14 protein-coding genes and 1 tRNA gene are annotated in these 19814 nt (G+C 36.6%); 13 read left to right on the top strand and 2 right to left on the bottom strand.

Going from position 1 to position 19814, the window contains the following annotated elements; all coding sequences use genetic code 11:
• Positions 1-19: 19 nt before the first annotated feature.
• A complete protein-coding gene (locus EHW67_RS00600) occupies positions 20-1792 on the top strand; it encodes a MutS-related protein (RefSeq protein ID WP_126160403.1) in 1773 nt (590 codons plus the stop codon).
• 83 nt (positions 1793-1875) lie between these two features.
• On the top strand, positions 1876-2877 hold the full coding sequence (locus EHW67_RS00595; protein ID WP_126160402.1) for a metal-dependent hydrolase: 1002 nt from the start codon (positions 1876-1878) through the stop codon (positions 2875-2877).
• A gap of 945 nt (positions 2878-3822) precedes the next feature.
• Here the strand turns inward: EHW67_RS00595 and EHW67_RS00590 are convergent.
• Positions 3823-5211 carry a dipeptidase gene (locus EHW67_RS00590; RefSeq protein ID WP_126160401.1) on the bottom strand — a complete coding sequence of 463 codons (1389 nt, stop codon included), beginning with the start codon at positions 5209-5211 and terminating at the stop codon, positions 3823-3825.
• 111 nt (positions 5212-5322) lie between these two features.
• On the opposite strand from EHW67_RS00590, the gene EHW67_RS00585 reads away from it, so the two are divergent.
• Positions 5323-5404: transfer RNA gene (locus EHW67_RS00585), tRNA-Leu, on the top strand.
• A 106-nt stretch (positions 5405-5510) separates the two neighbouring features.
• On the opposite strand, the gene EHW67_RS00580 is transcribed toward EHW67_RS00585, so the two are convergent.
• Entirely contained in the window at positions 5511-5684 is a 174-nt protein-coding gene (locus EHW67_RS00580) for a transposase (protein ID WP_238389806.1), read from the bottom strand.
• A 945-nt stretch (positions 5685-6629) separates the two neighbouring features.
• Between EHW67_RS00580 and EHW67_RS00575 the strand changes: the two genes are divergently transcribed.
• The 10 genes from EHW67_RS00575 (at position 6630) to EHW67_RS00530 (ending at position 19758) form a co-directional block, all read left to right on the top strand.
• Positions 6630-7733 carry a DegT/DnrJ/EryC1/StrS family aminotransferase gene (locus EHW67_RS00575; protein WP_126160400.1) on the top strand — a complete coding sequence of 368 codons (1104 nt, stop codon included), beginning with the start codon at positions 6630-6632 and terminating at the stop codon, positions 7731-7733.
• Positions 7730-9178, top strand: coding sequence for a lipopolysaccharide biosynthesis protein (locus EHW67_RS00570; protein WP_126160399.1), 1449 nt, complete (start codon positions 7730-7732; stop codon positions 9176-9178). The genes EHW67_RS00575 and EHW67_RS00570 overlap by 4 nt, the downstream gene beginning before the upstream one ends.
• A gap of 2 nt (positions 9179-9180) precedes the next feature.
• Entirely contained in the window at positions 9181-9912 is a 732-nt protein-coding gene (locus EHW67_RS00565) for a WbqC family protein (RefSeq protein WP_126160398.1), read from the top strand.
• Positions 9912-11126 (top strand): hypothetical protein, encoded by a 1215-nt coding sequence (locus EHW67_RS00560; RefSeq protein WP_126160397.1) that lies wholly within the window; start codon positions 9912-9914, stop codon positions 11124-11126. Before EHW67_RS00565 ends, EHW67_RS00560 begins: the two co-directional genes overlap by 1 nt.
• 5 nt (positions 11127-11131) lie before the next feature.
• The gene (locus EHW67_RS00555; RefSeq protein ID WP_126160396.1) at positions 11132-12013 is read left to right on the top strand and encodes a phytanoyl-CoA dioxygenase family protein; all 882 of its coding nucleotides are present in this window, start codon (positions 11132-11134) and stop codon (positions 12011-12013) included.
• A gap of 1 nt (position 12014) precedes the next feature.
• On the top strand, positions 12015-13019 hold the full coding sequence (locus tag EHW67_RS00550; protein ID WP_126160395.1) for a glycosyltransferase family A protein: 1005 nt from the start codon (positions 12015-12017) through the stop codon (positions 13017-13019).
• Between the two features lie 4 nt (positions 13020-13023).
• A complete protein-coding gene (locus EHW67_RS00545) occupies positions 13024-13845 on the top strand; it encodes a TauD/TfdA family dioxygenase (protein ID WP_126160394.1) in 822 nt (273 codons plus the stop codon).
• Between the two features lie 283 nt (positions 13846-14128).
• The gene (locus EHW67_RS00540; protein ID WP_158285046.1) at positions 14129-14746 is read left to right on the top strand and encodes an RNA polymerase sigma factor; all 618 of its coding nucleotides are present in this window, start codon (positions 14129-14131) and stop codon (positions 14744-14746) included.
• A gap of 193 nt (positions 14747-14939) precedes the next feature.
• Positions 14940-16139, top strand: coding sequence for a FecR family protein (locus EHW67_RS00535; RefSeq protein WP_126160392.1), 1200 nt, complete (start codon positions 14940-14942; stop codon positions 16137-16139).
• 163 nt (positions 16140-16302) lie between these two features.
• Positions 16303-19758: a TonB-dependent receptor gene (locus tag EHW67_RS00530; protein ID WP_126160391.1), complete on the top strand. Its 3456-nt coding sequence runs from the start codon at positions 16303-16305 to the stop codon at positions 19756-19758.
• Positions 19759-19814: the final 56 nt, after the last annotated feature.

Here is a 19814-nt window from a genome sequence, read left to right as displayed (position 1 = left end):
AAACTTTTGAAATTCCTAAATGGATAGTCTTACATCTTTTTATCAAAATAGAATTGAAACCTATAAAGAGCAGCTGGGCAAGGTAAAACAAAGGCTTGTTGTATCCAGTAGTATAAGGTTGCTAGTTTTTTTTGCTGCGGCAGCCATGGTCTACTTTCTTTTTGGTGAGGCCAAATTGGTCTTTACAGTAATTATTGTGGCAATTGCCATATTTCTTTATCTGATTTCAAAGCATACAGATTTATTGTATCAGAGGGATAAATTATTGGCACTTATAAAATTAAACCAAACCGAGATTCAGGTTCTGGAGCGCAAATTCCATCAGCTTCCCGACGGATTGGAGTATAAGGATCCTTCGCACTTTTTTGCACAGGACATAGATCTTTTTGGGAAAGGTTCCTTTTATCAGTACAGCAACCGTACCGCCTTGCCCCAGGGCAGTGAACTGTTGGTAGAAATGCTCTTATCCAACAATATAGATAATATTGCTTCCAAACAGGAGGCTGTTGCGGAATTGGCCAAAATGCCCGACTGGAGACAGCAGTTTTCAGCAATAGCATTCTTGGTAAAAACGGATGTAGGTACAAAGACCATAGTGTCTTGGCTTAAAGGGTATACATCTTATGTTCCTAAGGCCATGCGGATAATATCTTATATATTTTCCCTTCTTTCCGTGATTCTTATTGGGGGATATTTACTGGGTTTACTACCTGGATTTCCCATTATAGTAATTCTTTTGGTGGGTTTGTTGCTAAGTGGTTATTACCTAAAAAACACTTCCAAATTGGCATCGGATGCCAATAGGGTACAAAGCACTTTTCGGCAATATCAAAAGTTGATATTAAAAATAGAGGAGGAGACATTTACTTCAGATCTTTTAAAGGAAAAAAGGAATAGTGTTGTGTCCACGACAGAAAAGGCATCACAGATCTTAAAGGAATTTTCGGAAATACTGAGCGCCTTGGATCAACGGAACAATATGTTTTTTGCTTTACTGGGAAACGGATTCTTTTTATGGGACCTGCGGCAAGCACATAGAATAGAACAGTGGATAGACAGGCATGGGGCCAAGGTTGAAAATTGGTTTAAGGCCATCGCCTTTTTTGATGTGTACAATAGTTTGGGGAATTTTGCCCATAACCATCCCAATTATGTCTTTCCAAAACTTGTAGAAGGCGATGTTGTTCTCAAGGCAAGTGAGGCATCACATCCTTTATTGGATCCCCAGAAAGCGGTTACCAATGATATCAATTTACTGCGAGAGGAGTTTTTTATTGTGACCGGAGCCAATATGGCCGGAAAAAGTACATTTTTAAGGACGGTGTCCCTTCAGATTGTTATGGCCAATATGGGCCTTCCAGTTTGTGCCTCGGCAGCGGAATATGGTCCTATAAAATTGATTACCAGTATGCGGACCACGGACTCCCTTACCGATGATGAATCCTATTTCTTTTCGGAATTAAAGCGACTTAAATATATTGTAGATCAGATTGGGAATGGTGGTTATTTTATTGTATTGGATGAGATTCTAAAAGGGACCAATAGTATGGATAAGGCCATAGGTTCGCGCAAGTTTGTAGAGCGACTGGTAGCTTCCAAATCGACCGGAATTATTGCTACGCACGATTTAAGTCTCTGCGAAGCTTCCAAAGAATTGCCACAGGTTAAAAATTACTATTTTGATGCCGAGATCATCAATAATGAACTTCATTTTGATTATACCTTTAAACCGGGAATCTGTAAAAATATGAATGCTTCTTTCTTGTTGAAAAAAATGGAAATAGTGGAATAGTGTTCCGTGAAGACTGTAGGGGGGTAAAGATATCTGCGAAACCTGAAGTGAATATTGGCTATGGCCTTTTAAGAATTAAAACAATGGATTCTCTAACACAAATAGTGCTTGGTGCTGCCGTAGGCGAGGCGGTTTTAGGTAAGAAAGTAGGAAATAAAGCTATGCTCTACGGGGCTATTGCAGGCACCATACCGGATTTGGATGTTTTGGCCAACTACCTTACGGATACAGTAACGGCCATAGAATGGCACCGTGGCCTTAGCCATTCTATTTTCTTTTCGGTACTATTTGCACCAATTTTAGGGTTGTTGATCTTTAAATTGGAACGGAATGGACCAGCCACGTGGAAGGACTGGTCTTGGTTAATGTTCTGGGGACTCTTTACCCATCCCATATTGGATGCCTTTACCACTTGGGGGACCCAGTTGTTTTGGCCTTTTGACCTAAGGCTGGCTTTTCAGAACATTTTTGTTATAGATCCCTTATACACCCTGCCGTTTTTGATGTTTCTTACAATGGCCGTAAGGCAAAAGCGCAACTCCCCAATGCGTAGGCGCTATAATACACTTGGGCTGATAGTTAGTAGTGCTTATTTGGGACTCACTTTGGTACTAAAGGGATTTGCTTTTAAAAAGATTACGGATAGTCTGGATGCACAAGGAATAGTTTATCACGAGATGGATGTTAGACCCTCTCCCTTTAATACTATTCTATGGTCTGCCAATGTTGATGCCGGGGACGCATACCTCATTGGAAACTACTCTTTTTTTGATGATGAACCGGTACAGTTTAGCAGGTACCCTAAAAACCATGGGTTGTTGGGGGATATGGCCGGGAATGAAAAGGTGTTGCGGCTCATAAATATTACCGAAGGCTGGTTTACCATAACGGAAAAAAAAGGGCAGTTGTTTTTTAACGACCTGCGATTTGGATTGATGAGTTTGGATGCCCGTGAAGAGCAGTTTGCTTTTAGCTATAATTTGCAATGGGATCAAGGGCAATTGAAGGTGGAAGAAACCCCTAGGCGCAGAAGTGATGGAAAGCGACTCCTACTGGCCTTATGGGGCCGGATGTGGGGGAATTAACCGCATGTCCGGTTTTTGGATAAGACGGACAGTTGCGGTTGGTTTTCCCCCTAATCCTGCAAGGTTTTTCTAACCTTGTAGGTATGGTCATCTGACTTTCTTTGTTGGGTTAATGAGTTGATTATGCATTGTTGAGTACATTGGTCGGTCATTTATGGCTTTGCTCTCTACCCGCCCCGTCTTCTTTCCCGCCTCTGGTCCTGCAAGGTTTTTTTTAAACCTTGTAGGTATGGTCATCTGTCTTTTTTGGTTGGGTTCAAGAGTTGATTTTGCAATGTTGAGCAAATTGGGCAATCAGTGTTGGCTAGGGCTTTCTGCCGGCCCCGTCTTTTTTCCCGCCCCTAATCCCGCAAGGTTTTTTTTAACCTTGTAGGTATGGTCATTTGTCTTTTTTTGTTGGGTTCATGAGTTGATTTTGCAATGTGGAGTAAATTGGTCAATCATTTATGGCTTGGGCTTTCTGCCTGCCCCGTCTTCTTTCCCGCCTCTGGTCCTGCAAGGTTTTTTTAACCTTGTAGGTTTCATCATCTGTCCAATAAGGTGGGTTCAAGAGTTGATTTTGCAATGTTGAGTACATTGGTCAATCAGTGTTGGCTTGGGCTTTCTGCCTGCCCCGTCTTCTTTCCTGCCCCTAATCCTGCAAGGTTTTTTTAACCTTGTAGGTTTCATCATCTGTCCAATAAGGTGGGTTTAAGAGTTGATTTTGCGTTAGCTATTGCAGCGGCATCCTTTTTTGGCTTGAATCCTTCAAGGTTTCCAAAACCTTGTAGGTATAGATAACTGTGGACCATGGTGTTAGCCAAAAAAGATACAGCGGAAAGAGCGACCCGCTAGGGGAACGCCCAAATTTGAAGTTGTAATAGGTTTATGACTAGAACAGGAACCGGGTGTTTTAAAGAAAAGAGAGGTGGAGTAGGGCAGATGGGTCCCCACTCCACTTTTAACTTATTTGGAGAGCTCCACAAAATTTTGGTAAAAGTAGGGGATGGTCTCTATTCCTTTAAGGTAGTTCCAGATGCCAAAATGTTCGTTGGGCGAATGTATGGCGTCGCTATCCAGACCAAATCCCATGAGGATGGTCTTGCTTTTTAATTCGTTCTCAAAAAGGGAAACGATGGGGATGCTGCCCCCGCTGCGTTGGGGTATGGGAGTTTTTCCAAAGGTTGTTTCGTAGGCTTTGGAGGCGGCCTTATAACCGTTATTGTCTATGGGGGTCACATAGCCTTGTCCGCCATGATGTGGGGTAACTTTGACGGTTACTCCCTCTGGGGCCAGTTTTTCAAAGTGGGTCTTGAAGAGCTCTGTTATTTCTTTCCAGTCCTGATGGGGCACAAGGCGCATGGAGATCTTGGCATAGGCTTTACTGGCAATGACGGTCTTTGCTCCTGCTCCCGTATATCCGCCCCATATTCCGTTGACATCCAAGGTGGGCCTTATGGAATTGCGTTCGTTGGTGGTATATCCTTTTTCGCCGTATACTGCATTGATATCCAGGGCTTTTTTGTATTCTTCAAGATTGAATGGCGCTTTTGCCATTTGGGCACGCTCTTCTTTGGAGAGTTCTTCCACCTTGTCATAGAAGCCTGGGATGGTAATATGATTGTTTTCATCGTGCAGGGAGGCTATCATTTTTGTGAGAATATTTATAGGATTGGCCACAGCACCACCATAAAGTCCGGAGTGTAGGTCCCTATTGGGGCCTGTAACCTCTACTTCCACATAGCTCAGGCCACGAAGCCCTGTTGTTATGGAAGGAACGTTTTTGGCAATCATTCCAGTATCTGAAATTAGGATAATATCGTTGGCCAGTTTTTCCCTGTTGTCGGCAACAAATTGACCTAAATTTTCACTGCCGACTTCTTCTTCCCCTTCTATCATGAATTTGACGTTGCAGGGCAATTGGTTGGTTTTTACCATAAATTCCATTGCCTTTACGTGCATGTACATTTGTCCCTTGTCATCGCAGGCACCCCTTGCAAAGATGGCCCCTTCGGGGTGGATATCTGTAGTTTTTATTTGGGGTTCAAAAGGAGGTGAGTCCCAAAGGTCTATAGGATCTGCCGGTTGTACGTCATAATGTCCGTAAACTAAAACTGTAGGTAGCTCGGGATCAATTATTTTTTCTGCAAATACAATGGGGTATCCTTTGGTCTCGCAAATTTCTGCCGTCTCGCAACCCGCTTCCAAAAGAGCGGTCTTAATAGCTTCGGATGCATTTATAACATCTTGGGAATAAGCGGGATCGGCACTAACTGAGGGTATTTTTAGGAGTTGGATCAGTTCATTGATAAAACGATCTTTGTTCTTGTCGAGGTATTCTGATATCTCTTGCATAAAGTGGTTTATATAGAGGTTAAATTTACCAAAAAAAACTTTTTATTGGTTAAGTATTTTAAAATTGAAAAATTACTTTATATTTGCATCCCGATAATAATCGGAGTCAATGCAGGCGTGGTGGAATTGGTAGACACGCTAGACTTAGGATCTAGTGCCGCAAGGTGTGAGAGTTCGAGTCTCTCCGCCTGTACAGAGTAAAAGCTCTTCAGCAATGAGGAGCTTTTTTTGTGGGTGAAAGTTTAGGTTTGGGGGAGAGACGAGAAGGGGTGAAGTCCAAAATCTGGGTTTTTGAATATTTATGCAAATAACTGAGTCAACCTAAACAGGAAGAATTCTGTGTTTCTAACGCCCCTGAACTGTGCTCTAAATGCCTTGATTTTGGCCTTGAATGATTCTGCCGATGCGTTGTTGCTCCTATTGATTAAATAGTTCAGGATTGACCTATTAATTGAGTGATATCGTATTTGCAATAGTATTGAAGGCCTACAGCCTGTCCAGGGATTACAAGCGCCAATTTAGAGGCGTCATAAGGCTGGTATATCTGTCTAGTTTTTCAACACAAAAAAAGCAAATTTTGCGATAATACCTTAAGTCCTTGTAAGTCAAAAAACATATTAAATAGGAGCTTAAGTTTAATTAATTCAGATATCTTTGTGTCCGATTTTTAGGGTGTAATAAAGGAATAAGAATTTTTATTACAATTATTATCTTGTACTATCAATACACAGGATTAAAATTTGGAGTAAAAACAGGCGTAAACTTTAGTGGGTTACATAATTTTGAAGGAAAAGGAAAAAATAAGGGTAATTTTTGGTGTTACATATACATATAAGGTAAACGGTACTATTTCTCTTCAGCCTGAATTTGTGTATTCTTCACAAGGGGTTAAATAATCATTTACGTCGGAAAGACTATAAATTTAAATTATCTTTTTTAAAAGGAGTGTTTTTTTTAGCAAGTCCTCAATAAGGTATTTTATTAAGCGGTAAAATTGGTGATACGGTTCTTGTAGATCCATATAATATAAATGTCGCTATAGGTTTGGGTTTAGTTTACCACATTAATGCTGTATAGAATGAAGGTTTTAGAATTTTTTTGGGTTTGAGATAATGATTTTATAGACAATTGTAACCTAAAAGCTTGTGTTAATACTGAAGTATAGCAACTTACAATTGTTTGTAAAATACCTTTTGAGAAAATTAGCTAATACGACATAAAAGTAGTAAAGGAAAAAGTTTGTTAAAATTGTCGGGAAAAAAGAGAGTGTTTGCAAGCGAAGAAGGTATTAAAATAATCCTCTAGTGTAAATTGAAATACTAGAACATGTGTTATTTTTCTGGTTTTAAGTAAATGTTATGACGGCAGGCTCCTTATATTCCTTAATTTATATAGTTTAAATAAATAATCATTAATTAATGATTCCAATAACAAAACCCTTTCTCCCTCCGAAGGAAGAATATGAAAAGATGATTTCCATTATTTGGGAATCACAATGGCTTACCAATTCTGGCCCTTTGGTAGAAAGATTGGAAAGAGAATTACTAAAAGAATTAGCAGTTTCTAATTTATTATTTGTTGTAAATGGCACTATGGCCTTGCAGTTGGCAATAAAAGCACTTTGCCTTGAAGGAGAAATCATTACTACTCCCTTCTCCTTTGTAGCAACAACGAGCAGTATTGTTTGGGAGAATAATAAACCAGTTTTTGTAGATATTGATTCTGAAACGTTAAATATCGATGCTTCAAAAATAGAAGCAGCCATTACAGCAAGGACAGTTGCTATTGTTGCCACACATGTTTTTGGAAATCCTTGTGATGTTGTTGAAATTGAAAAAATTGCCAAAAAACACAAGCTTAAAGTTATTTATGATGGAGCGCATGCTTTTGGAGTAAAAATTAAAGGTAAGTCAATTTTTGAATTTGGGGATATTTCTATTTGTAGTACACACGCCACAAAAATTTACCACACAACAGAAGGAGGGTTTATTGTTACCAAAGACAAAAAACTATTAAAGGAATTAAGACTGATGATTAACTTTGGTTTTAAGAGTGCCGTTTCTTTTGCTAATTTGGGAATTAACGGAAAAAATTCGGAGTTTCATGCGGCTATGGGGTTGGTTAACCTTAAATATGTAAAAGAAAATTGGGAAAACAGAAAAAAGATAAGTCTTCATTATGACAGTATTTTAGGAGACTCTATAAAAAAACAGTCGTGGGCATATAATGCAACTATTTCATACGCTTATTACCCGGTTATTTTTAATTCTGAAATAGAATTGGAAGATTGTGTTGAATCACTTTTAAAAGAAAATATAATTCCCAGAAGATATTTTTATCCGCTACTTTCAGAGTCTTTGCCTTATGTAGTGAATGTGAAGCTTCCTATTGCTGAAGACGTTTCTAGGAGAGTACTCTGTCTTCCCTTGTATAATGAGTTAGCTCTTGAAGTAGTGGAAAGAATAGGGCAAATAATATGCAACTCTATTAAAGCCACTGCCGTTATTAGCTATAAAGAGTGAGCGTACTACAAAACTTGTTAAAAAAGGGACTGGTATGGTCCTTTGTAGATAATGTACTCTTAAAGGGGATTACCTTTATTGTAACAATTGTGCTTGCACGTATTTTAACTCCAAATGACTTTGGGCTTTTGGGGATAATTACAATTTTTATAAGTTTAGGAAATGCTATTATTGAGGGAGGAATGGGAAATTCTATTGTTAGGGATAATAAATCCACTTCCTCAGATTACAATGCTGTTTTTTATGGGAACTTAATTCTTAGCCTTTTACTGTATCCTATTTTATTTTTTACAGCTCCGTATATATCTAAATATTTTAATAATGATATTATAGTTCCCTTAATTAGGGTTTATGGGCTTAGTTTTATTATTTCTGCTTTTTATTATATCCAGTATAGCATTTTTCTGAAGGAGATGTCTTTCAAGAAAATAACAGCGTTTAACATACCTGCCGTAATAACTGGTGCTGTTGTTGGTTTAGCAAGTGCATATTTAGGCAAAGGAGTATGGAGTTTGGTATACATGCAATTGTCAACCCTGGTTTTTAAAGTACTTTTTTATTGGATATTTTCTAGTTGGACACCAGAATTAGGATTTTCTTTTAAAGTACTGAAAAAGCATTTAAATTTTGGTTACAAACTAATGATTTCTTCCATAATGGATGCTGCAATGCGGGAAGTATATTCTTTTATTATCGGAAAACATTTTTCCATAAAATCTTTGGGTTATTTTAACCATTCAAAAAGTTTTAGAAATTACCCTGTTAATTTATTGAGTACTGTTGTCTCTAGTGTAACATTTCCATTACTTTCAAAAATTCAGGACGATAGAGAAAAAGTAGGTAGGCTTTATGCCAAAATATTAAGGAGTATTTTTTTTGTTTTTACTCCGTTTATGGTTGTGTTAATAGTTGTGGCTAAACCTATGTTTCTATTATTGTTTACCGCACAATGGCTACCGGCAGTTCCGTATTTTCAGTTATTGGCAATCTCAGGAACCCTAATTCCGATACATGTATGCAATTTAAATATTTTTAAGATTTTTAACCGAACAGATTTGTATTTAAAACTAGAGGTAATTAAAGTACTACTAGTTTGTGTTTCATTAGCTATTGGGTATTTTTGGGGAATTTTTGGATTGTTATATGCTATTATAGGCAGTTCTATTTTAGGTTTATTTGTGAATACATACTACGGAAAAAAATTGATACAATACGGTACGTTGGATCAGCTGTCGGATATGTTTCCAACTGTGCTATTTGCCAGTGTGTCTTATTTTTTAGGTACTTATGCACTTTCACAATCAGACAGTCTACACATAATGGTTCAATTAATTATTGGGATTGTTTTTACCTTGGTTTCCTATTTAATTTTAGCCTTTTTGTTTAAAAGTAAATCTTTAGTGGAGGTAAAAGGTTTATGTAAACTTATTTTAAAACCTAATTAAGCATGAAAATAGGAATAATGCAAGCTTATTTTTTTCCTTATATAGGATATTTTCAGTTGATAGATGCATCTGATGAATTTATTTTATATGAGCATGTAGCGTTTCGAAAAAAATCATGGATTACCAAAAATAGAATTTTAGATAAAGGACGAAAACTGCCTGTTGAGATTAGAATTCCAGTAATTAAAAAATGTTCTCATAAAAATATAAGCCAAATTGAAATAAATGGTTCCAGTTGGAAAAGACCGTTGTTAAAGATGATTTATTTTAACTATAAAAAGGCAGGGTATTTTAATGAGGTTTATCCGCTAATTGAGAATTGTATACAGATAGATACAAGCTCGCTACACGATTACAACAGTACTATTATCAACGAAATTTGTAAATATTTAGATCTTAAAACCAAAATAAAATATAAAAATGAAGAGTTTTTAAATCTTGAAGTTGGTTTGTTAAATGAAGAAAATAAAAACGAAGTTAAATCTTTAAGAATTGTTGAAATATGTAAGCAGCAAAAAGCACATACGTATATTAATGCTGTAGGTGGAATTGAACTTTACGATAAAGCCTATTTTAAGAAAAATAATCTCTCACTTTTTTTTATCCATACAAAAGAATATTCATACAATCAGTTTGATGTGGAGTTTGCACCACACCTCTCCATTATTGATGTGTTGATGCATAATGGGAAAGATGGTACAAAGAAGATGATTAAAAACTATAGCTTAATATAGTGATGACTTTAGAGAAATCAGTTGAAGAATTTATCAAAAGTAAAAAGGATTATTATCAGCAATGGATTTTTGAGGAACCTATTGTAATCAGTGCTGCTCATAATGCAGATTTTGTTAAACTTCAAAAAATCATGTACAAACTTATAAAGGAGTTTGTAATAGGTTATAAGAATTATAAAAATTTAATGCCAGTAAGTGTAGAAGTTGAAAAAGTATTGGATGTTTTTAATCAAAAAGAATACAAAATAGGGACGTATAGAACAGATTTTGTTTACGATACCAATAATCAAGTAAAACTAATAGAAATCACCTGTCGTTTTGCTTTAAATGGGGTGTTTTTATCTGGCTTAATGGATGCTGTGGCAAGAGAAACTATGCCCAAAAGTTTGCAGAATATAAAAATAAAAGATCAGTATTCACCTATTTATAAACATCTAAATGAATACTTAAAAGAAGCAACTTCGATTTGTATTTTAAAAGGAGAGGATGAGCGGAACGAGTCTAAATTATATACAGATATACTAAAAAGAACGGGTCTAGTAGTTAACGAAGTTTTGTATACGGAAATAGATCAGAATTTTGATAAATTAGAAAAGGCATGGGTTGTAAGTGAGCTTTCCTTTGATGAAATTTTATCCTTTTCCAAAGATACCTTATTGAAACTAATCTCGGCTAACCTTATAAATGATTTTAGAACGGTGTTTTTGATACACGATAAAAGATTTTTTTCTGTCTTAGGTAAAAAGGAATTACAAAATAAGGTTTTAACACATGAAGAAATATCGTTTTTTGAGAGGTTTTATGTTCCCACTTATACTGCAGATGAAGCCGCAGATATCTGGATAAAGGCCAAAGAAAATAAAAACGAATGGATTATAAAGCACAGGGCTTTAGGTAAAAGTCAGAAAATTTATGCAGGATTGGTAACTCCTATAAGGGAATGGGTTGCCATTTTTGAAAGTGCCGATTTGAAAGATTTTGTTTTGCAAAAATGGATTCCTCAAAAAACAATCAAAGGAGCAATAGGTGGCGAAGTTTTTAATGATTTTGTAACCGGGACAGCCTTGTTTTTTGATGATCATTATTTCGGATTTGGAGATTTTAGAACTTCATCTCATCCGGTTACTAATAAAGTTGATCATAGAAAGGCAACCGCTTTAATTCTAGATGAAGAGATTAGGGATATGGGTAAAATTGCGAATTTCATACAATAGGGAAAATGCACATAAGAAAAATATCGGCAAGAGAAATGGAAATGTTGCCAACGGAAGATCAGGTTTTGGAATATGAGAAAAAAGGTTGGTTTGTGGGTAATTTTTTACTGCCTGAAGAAATTATAGACAAGGCTATAAAGGGTGCAAAAGATTTTTACAATGGTTTAAGAGATTATGATTTTTCTGAATTCACTGGGATTGCAAATGATGATTTGGACGATACAGTGGTGATTAGAAATAATGAATTTGTAACGCTGCAAAAAAGGGAGTTGCAGGCCTTAGGTTTTCATCAGCTAATATCGGCAACTGCTGCAAAATTAGCTCGCACAGATGAAATTAGGTTGTTTGCAGATTCTTTGATAAACAAATGTCCTGCAAATGCAAAAAAAGAGGGAGCTGTTGGATGGCATTCAGATAAAGCTTATTGGCCAACTTGTACCTCACAAAACATGGTAACAGCTTGGATTCCTCTACAAGACGTTACTATGGATATGGGACCGCTTTTGTATATTGACCAAAGTAATCAATGGAAGGATGAAAAAGAATTAAAATCATTTTACTCATTTAACAATCAAGATCTTAGCTTATTTGAAAATTATTTATCAAAAAACAAATCCAATCATATTAAATCGCCAATGGTTTTAAGGAAAGGGCAGGTAAGTTTTCACAATTGTAATACCATTCACGCTAGTTATCCGAATGTAAGTAATACGAATCGTATGGCTTTGGCGATGCATTTTCAAGATAAATCAAATGAATACCAAAAAGCATTTAAGGATAATGGAGATCTTATAGTTATTGGCTACGATCAAATCTGTGAAAAAGATTCAGACGGAAACCCTAATTATTCCGATAAAAAATTATTTCCTAAAATTTTTAAATTTTAATATGGATTTTAAGACGTTCAAAACAGTTTATGAAAAAAATCCTGTTCTAGAATATGTAAATAAACGCGCAGGAAAAGAGCCTTTGGCTACTATTAAGGTAGTAACATACAATCATGCAAAGTATATATCAACCTGTCTGGATTCATTATTAAAACAGAAAACAAATTTTGATTTTGAAATATTAATTGCTGAGGATGAATCATCTGATGGCACTAGAGAAATTTGTAAGAAATACGCTGAAAAGAATCCACATAGAATTAGGCTTTTGTTAAATTCAAGAGCGAACAATATTCCAATTAACGGAAAGCCTTCTGGAACCTTTAATAGTGTTTATGCTAATTTTTCAGCCAAGGGCAAATACATAACAACTATTGAGGGAGATGACTATCTGATGGATGAAAAATCACTCCAAAAAAGAGTCGAATTTTTGGAGAACAATGAACAGTTTGTAGCCTGTTTTCATAATACAAAAGTTATAGACCAAGAAACATCAAAAGAACACCATGTTTTTAATTACAGGCGTGATAGAACAATTAAGGCAGAGGATTTGTTAAAAGTTTGGATACATACTGCATCACTTTTGTACAGGCATAACCTTGTCAACTTGTTTGATGAGGATATGAAAAATATTGTATGTGGTGATTTTATTTTAAGAGGAAAGTTGGCCGAATTTGGTGCTGCAAAGTATATATATGATGTTAAGCCGGCAGTGTATAGAAAGCATAACCAGGGTATTTTTAGTCCTATTTCTTTAGAAGCAAAAACCAAGCTGGCCATTGATGGGTTGCAATATTTATTGAACCATTATAAAACGAAAAAATCCAATTTAGAAATAAATAAAAGTGCTTCCAATTTATACTTGTCCTACTTTGTTTCTCACCTTATAAAAGATAGAAAGATAAAATTAAACTATCTGAAAAAAAGCTTTTTGTATGGTAAGGAAGCGAATTATTCACCTTGTCAAATAATTAAAGAATTTTTATATCTCAAATTATATCGACTTTAGTAATATGGCCAAAACTTTAAAACAAAATATCAATTATTTAGATTATAGAGATTCAAATTTAAATTATATTGATTTAGCAGTCCTAATAAAAAAAGAGCTTGATTCTGTAGGGTACATAGTTATTCAGAATTTTAATGTGGACCCAGAAAATGTTGAAGATGCTGGTCAAAAATTTCTTGAATTATCTGAATTAGTGGGAACGCCAATTTCTCATGATGGCAATAATAAAATTATTTGGGATATTAAATCAAATTTTAACTCTAAGAGTTTTGTAAAGACATATTCAGAACACAGTCATGAAGCAGAACTGCATACGGATAGTCAATATAGTTTTTATCCCGAAGATTATTTTGGTTTGTTGACCTTGAAAAAAGCGCAATGTGGAGGTGGGGTTTCGTCTCTTTTAAGTTTAAAAAATATATTAAAATCACTTGCAGAATTAGAGAATAATAAGGAAATATTAGAAATACTTTCTTCGACAGATTATCCATTTATAGTTCCCAATGCGTTTAAAAAACATAAAGAAAATAAGGTTGAATTCAACTATGGTCCAATATTAAGTGAAAATGAAATTCGTTTTAGAGTAGATACCTTTGAAAAAGCTTTAGAGCACAAAGAAGCCAAATGTTCTACTGCACAAATTGAAGCTTATAGAGTTTTGAAAGAAGTAATTCTTAACAATAGATATATACAAGAGTTTTATTTAGAACCTAAAGATTTAATCTTTATAAATAATAAAACAATGTTGCATGGAAGAAGTGAGTTTTCAGATGAAAAAAGACATCTAATTAGAATTAGGATGAATATAGATAGTAAACAAAACTAGGAGGGGAAATTTATAAATATTTCTTATTCGGAAGAAGGAAGTTGGTGTTGGAGTTTAATTTTGAATGTTAAAATATACGCACTGTATCAATTAATGTAATGGATTGTATACACTGGTAGTTAGAGGGTTATGTTATTTCTAGTTTTTGAAACCTTAGTTTTAGGTTATTTTATTGTAAATTTTTATTGTAATTTTAACCCAATCGACAAATGTCGAATCAGAAAATTACCCCTTGGATTCCAATTCTTTACATAGCCAGAAAACTCATACGGAAACTAAAAAAGTGAACCTGTACCCACCAAGGGAGGTAGCACTTGAAGTTTCGGATTTGCAGCTATGGGAACGGTTTAAGGCAGGTGACGAAGCAGCATTCGCGTCTATTTACAGTGGCCATGCAGATGTTCTCTACGGCTATGGTATGAAATTGGTCAAGGACAGTGAGTTGGTCAAGGATTGTATTCAGGATTTATTTATAGAACTATGGGACTCAAAGAACAAGCTGAGTTCTGTTAGATCTATTAAGGCCTATCTTTTTAAAAGCCTTAGACGTAAATTAATTGCGAGGGCTTCCAAGCAAAGACATCGGTTTGTTTCCGTAATGAAGGCCGAAATGGTCAAGGAGGCTACTCCTTCGGCAGAGATCAACCTGATAGAAAAACAACGCTTTGACGAAGATAGAAAAGTGTTGATGAAGACCTTGAAAAAGCTCAATAGCAAACAGCGGGAAATTATTCATCTTAAATATTACGGGAATCTTGGGTATGATGAGATCTCCGAAATAATGGATATGGATAAAAAAGGTGTTTACAATTTAATGGCCCATACCATAAAACTTCTAAGACAACAGCTGGGAGGGGTTTTTTTAATCTTTCTAATTCTCTTTCTTATTTTTAACAGCTAGCTGAAGCGTTTTTTTATACTTCTTAATATCTTGTAAAACATTGTAAAACAGAGTAATATATGCTGTTTTGGAGATGCGGGTCTTAATTTTATACGGATTCGTGAAAAAAAATTAAGTTTTTTTTAAGTAAAATCAATATTCACTCTCTCTATATAGTAAAGTAGCCTATTCTGCTTTGTTTTTTTAGAAGAGAATGAAATACATCAACTACGACATAGAAGATTTAATAAAGGATGAATATTTCCTAAAATGGGTAAAGGATCCAGATGCCATGACCAATTTATTTTGGGAAAATTGGTTGGCAGATTACCCTGAAAGAAAAGAAGACTTGGACAAGGCCAAAAGATTGGTGATGTTGATGGATTTTGAGGAGGATAAACTGTCTCGGGAAGATTTTGATGCCATGTGGAGAAATATCATAGAGAAGAGGGCAGATGTGGTCAAGGAAATTAAAATAAAGAGAAGGACGGCAAAGCGTTGGTATTATGGTGTAGCGGCCGTATTCCTAGGGCTGTTGTTCAGTGGTATTGGTCTTTATTTATTAGGGGCGTACAATGTGTCAGGAACTAACCCAATTGGCGATACCCCACAAATAACCCTGCAGTTAGAGGATGGTACCGTTAAAGTTTTGGACGAAACTTCTTCCAAGGTGGTAGCCAATTCTGATGGTAATGTAGTGGTAAAGCAAGAGCAGAACGTATTACATTATGAGGAAAAGAATACTAATTCTGAGGTATTGGAATACAACGAACTCTCTGTTCCCTATGGTAAAAAGTTTGAAATTAAACTTTCTGATGGGACCTATGTGTTTTTAAATTCGGGTTCCAAACTGCGTTATCCGGTTAATTTTTTAAAGGATACTCCCAGGGATGTGTATTTGGATGGGGAGGCTTATTTTTCTGTTCAAAAGGATAAATCCCGTCCCTTTACGGTTATGACCCAAGATATGAATACCCGGGTGCACGGAACGGAGTTTAATGTCTCTAGTTATAAGAACGAAAACAATACCTCAACGGTATTGGTTGAAGGTAGTGTAGATGTTTTTATGGCTAAAGGTGACAAGACCGATGTTCATATGTTTATAGAGCCCGGTCAGCGCGCTGTTTATGAGAATGATGTAATAGAGGTGGCCGAGGTGAATGTGGAAAAGTATGTTTCCTGGAAGGATGGCAAGTTGTTGTTCGTTGATGATCCATTCTATATAATGGTCAAAGAATTGGAGCGACATTTTAATGTGGAAATCGATAACCGCTTTGCTGACTTGAACCATAAAAAGTTTACAGGTACTTTCGGAAAAGAATCCTTGGACCAAATTTTAAAGATCTGTCAGGAGCACACGCCTTTTAATTATGTGGTGGAAGGGGATAAGATAACAATTACGGAAGCTAATTAAAAGTGGGTGTTAAAATATATCAACCAAATATTAATTATTAAAATCAGAAGAAACTTGCCTATGATATAATATTTAAGGAATAAAAAAAATCGGAAAGTGTTGCAGCACCTCCCGATTTCTAAAATGATCAAAGTCGCTAAATAACTAAAATCAATTCAAAATTATGAAAAAACCAAGGAACACTCCTGAAGGTTGGAAGTATTTATTTCCACAACTCAATTTAAAGATGAAACTATCCCTCTTATTTTTATTTACAACAATTCTCCAATTACAGGCGGGATTGGGCTATGCCCAAAAGACGAAAATTACCTTGAATATGAGCAAAGCTTCGGTTTTGGAGGTGATCAACGAAATAGAGTCCATTTCGGAATTTAAGTTCTTTTACAGTAAGGGAGAGCTAAATTTAAATAGGGAAGTTGATATTCAAGTTAAGCAACAGCCTTTAGGAAAAGTTTTAAAATCGTTGTTTTTCAATAGTAAGGTCGATTATAAAATTATAGACAGACAGGTTGTGCTTAAGGCGTCTAAAGCCATTCAACCCACTACACAGTCGGTGGTAACCCCCAAGGTTGTCCAGTTTCAGGTTTCGGGAACCATAATAGATACCGAGGGAATGCCCTTGCCAGGTGCCAGTATTGTGGAAAAAGGGACAAGTAATGGGACGCAAACAGATTTTGACGGTAATTTTGACCTTGCAGTAAAAGACCAGAATGCTGTTTTGGTGGTTTCCTATTTGGGTTTTTCTACCAAGGAGGTTTCCCTAGCGGGTCAATCCCAATTAAATATAACATTGGAAGAAAGCGCTGCTGGTTTGGATGAAGTGGTAGTTGTAGGGTTTGGCACCCAAAAATCCAGTAAGGTAATCAGTGCCGTTGCACAGGTGACCAATGAACAGTTAAATATTGAGGAGCGACCGGTTACGTCGGTTCAAGGTGCATTGCTCGGCGCTGTCCCTGGTCTGAAGGGGTCGTTTGGGAGCGGTAGTCCAGGTGCTACACCAAATTTGTCCATACGAGGTACAAGTACACTTAACAATGCTAGCCTTTTGGTTATTATTGATGGCTTTGAAGGGTCGCTTACGGATATTAACCCACAGTCCATTGAAAGTGTGAGTGTGTTGAAGGATGCAGCAGCTGTTGCTGTCTATGGGGCTAGAGGTGCCAATGGGGTGTTATTGGTTACTACCAAAAATACTTCCAGAAATGAAAAGGTCTCGGTTGCATATAATATGAGTAATTCCATTCAGACCCCCTCTAGATTACCAGGTCTACTAAATTCTATGGAATTGATGGAATTCTCTAATGTTGCAGCAGGTGAAGGCAATGAAATATTTGGGGAAGACGTGCTTCAATTGGCACGTGAAAATTTTTATCCAGATACCAATTGGGCCGATGCCCTATATAAGGATTTGGCCGTTCAGCAGTCACATAACTTGTCAATTGTGGGAGGTTCGGAAAAAACAGGTTATTTAATTGGAGCAGGCTACCTTGATCAAGAGGGGCTCTCCTTGGGATCTGATGAGTTTAAGAGACTTAACCTTAGGATTAAGGTTGATACCGATGTTACGGATTGGTTAACAACGGGGATCAATGCCCTTATCAGTAATAGAAAAACTACTTCGGTGCCAATTGCCGGTAGTGCTAATGTTAGGGGCTTACCATTCTATCCAGTTACTTCGGTAGACGGTTTATGGGTAGATAAAGGTAATCCGGGCGAGGTGAACCCCGTGGCTCAAGCAGCTTCAGGTAGTTTTAATGAGGTTGATAAAGATGCGATAAATCTACAGCTATATGCAAAAATTAAGCCGTTCAAGAATTTGGTGTTCGAAGAGCGTGTTTCAATTATAAAGGAAAATCAAAATACAAGGAATTGGACCAATGTGTACGATTATGTAACGTTTGATTTTACAGACCCTGATTCATATACTAACCCGGATTCGGCCAACAGAACTTATGTATATGGCAGTCCTGAAGCTAGATCATTAACCCTTACCTCTGAGGGTAACTACAACTTTAGAACTTTGTCTACTTTAAATTATAATCTGGACAGTGATGTTCATTCTTTAGGAGTCTTATTGGGTTTTCAGAGTGAGACGGGAGAGTATGAGATGTTTAGGGCCGGTAGGACCGGATTTCTTTTAGACAATGTTATTGATTTGTCCTTGGGTGAAATAGCGGATCCAACTATAGGCGGTGGTTTGGGAACAACTTCTTCAAGAGGGGGTAACGAAACAACTTTATCTTACTTTGGTCGTGTAACATATGATTATAAAAGCCGCTATCTAATGGAGGCCTCTTTCAGGGTAGATGGTAGTTCTTTCTTTTTGGACAACAATAGATACGGATTCTTTCCTGCGGTAAGTGTTGGATGGAACGTGGCCAAAGAGCCATTCTTTAGTAATGTGGAATTTGTAGATCAATTTAAACTAAGAGCTTCATACGGTGTTTCTGGTGATGACTCTGGGGTAGGGGCAAGCTCAATACAGTTAGTCAATTTAAATGTTTCCGGCTATCCAATAGGGGGAGAAATAGCACCCAGCTTGGTATTGGGATCTACTTCAAGTCAAGATCTAAAATGGGAAACGGCAACAACTCTAAACTTAGGGCTTGATGCTTCCATATGGAAAGGAAAGTTGCAGTTCTCTGCAGAATATTTTAATAGTAATAGGGAAGATATATTGGATTTCGTTGTGACTCCAACCGAATTTGGATTTGGTAGTGTACCTGCCAACCTATATTCTGCAAGAAGTTGGGGATGGGAATTTAGTGCTACCCACAAAAACAAAATAGGAGATGTAAATTATTGGGTGTCGGCAAATATTTCTGATTATGATAATGAAATCACGGATGTGGCAGGTAATGAAACCATTGACTTTGCGGTAGGTCAAAGCATAAGTGATAGATTGGGGTACGTAACAGATGGCTTTTTTGATAGCCAAGATGAAATAGACGGTTATGTAGGGGCCGATGGTACTACCGTAATTGATCAAAGCAATGTTGGTGGTGCTTATGTTGGAGGTTTTAAATATATAGACCAACCAACAATTGATACAGATGGCGATGGAGTAATGGACACTGGAGATGGGGCCATTACTGCCGATGACCGTGTGATTATTGATAAAAATAGCGCAGTAAATTTAAACTTCGGATTAAATCTAGGGCTGCAGTACAAAGGTTTGACCCTTTCGGCTAGATTTTATGGTGCCTTGGATAATAACCAATGGTGGTCGGGAGCAGATGCCCACGAACCATTTTTGGGATCCGGAAATGCCTATAGTTTTCAGTTGGACTACTGGAGTCCAGATAACCCCAATGCACTTTTCCCAACACCTCAAGGTACAGGTATACAAGGTTATACCTCCGGAGTAACCCATTTTATTCAAGATAATGAGTACATAAAGTTGCAGAATGTTACTTTATCGTATGATTTTGGTAAAAAACTACTTGATAGGATATCGTTTGTAGACAAGTTAAACCTTGTTCTTTCTCTAGAGAACGTAGGCACCATTTGGACCAACAGCCCAGCATATGATTATGGTTGGGATCCTGAACTAGGTGTGGGGCTATTGGATTACCCATTGCCTATGACTACCTCGTTAGGGCTAAATGTTAGATTTTAAATAATGGCATTTAGCACAATCCTCACCGAAGGTAATATGTAACTACAAAAAATATA

Source organism: Arenibacter aquaticus (assembly GCF_003957295.1).
Lineage (GTDB): Bacteria > Bacteroidota > Bacteroidia > Flavobacteriales > Flavobacteriaceae > Arenibacter > Arenibacter aquaticus.
Note: the sequence above shows the minus strand (reverse complement) of the source record. Positions and strands in the feature narration are given on the sequence as shown.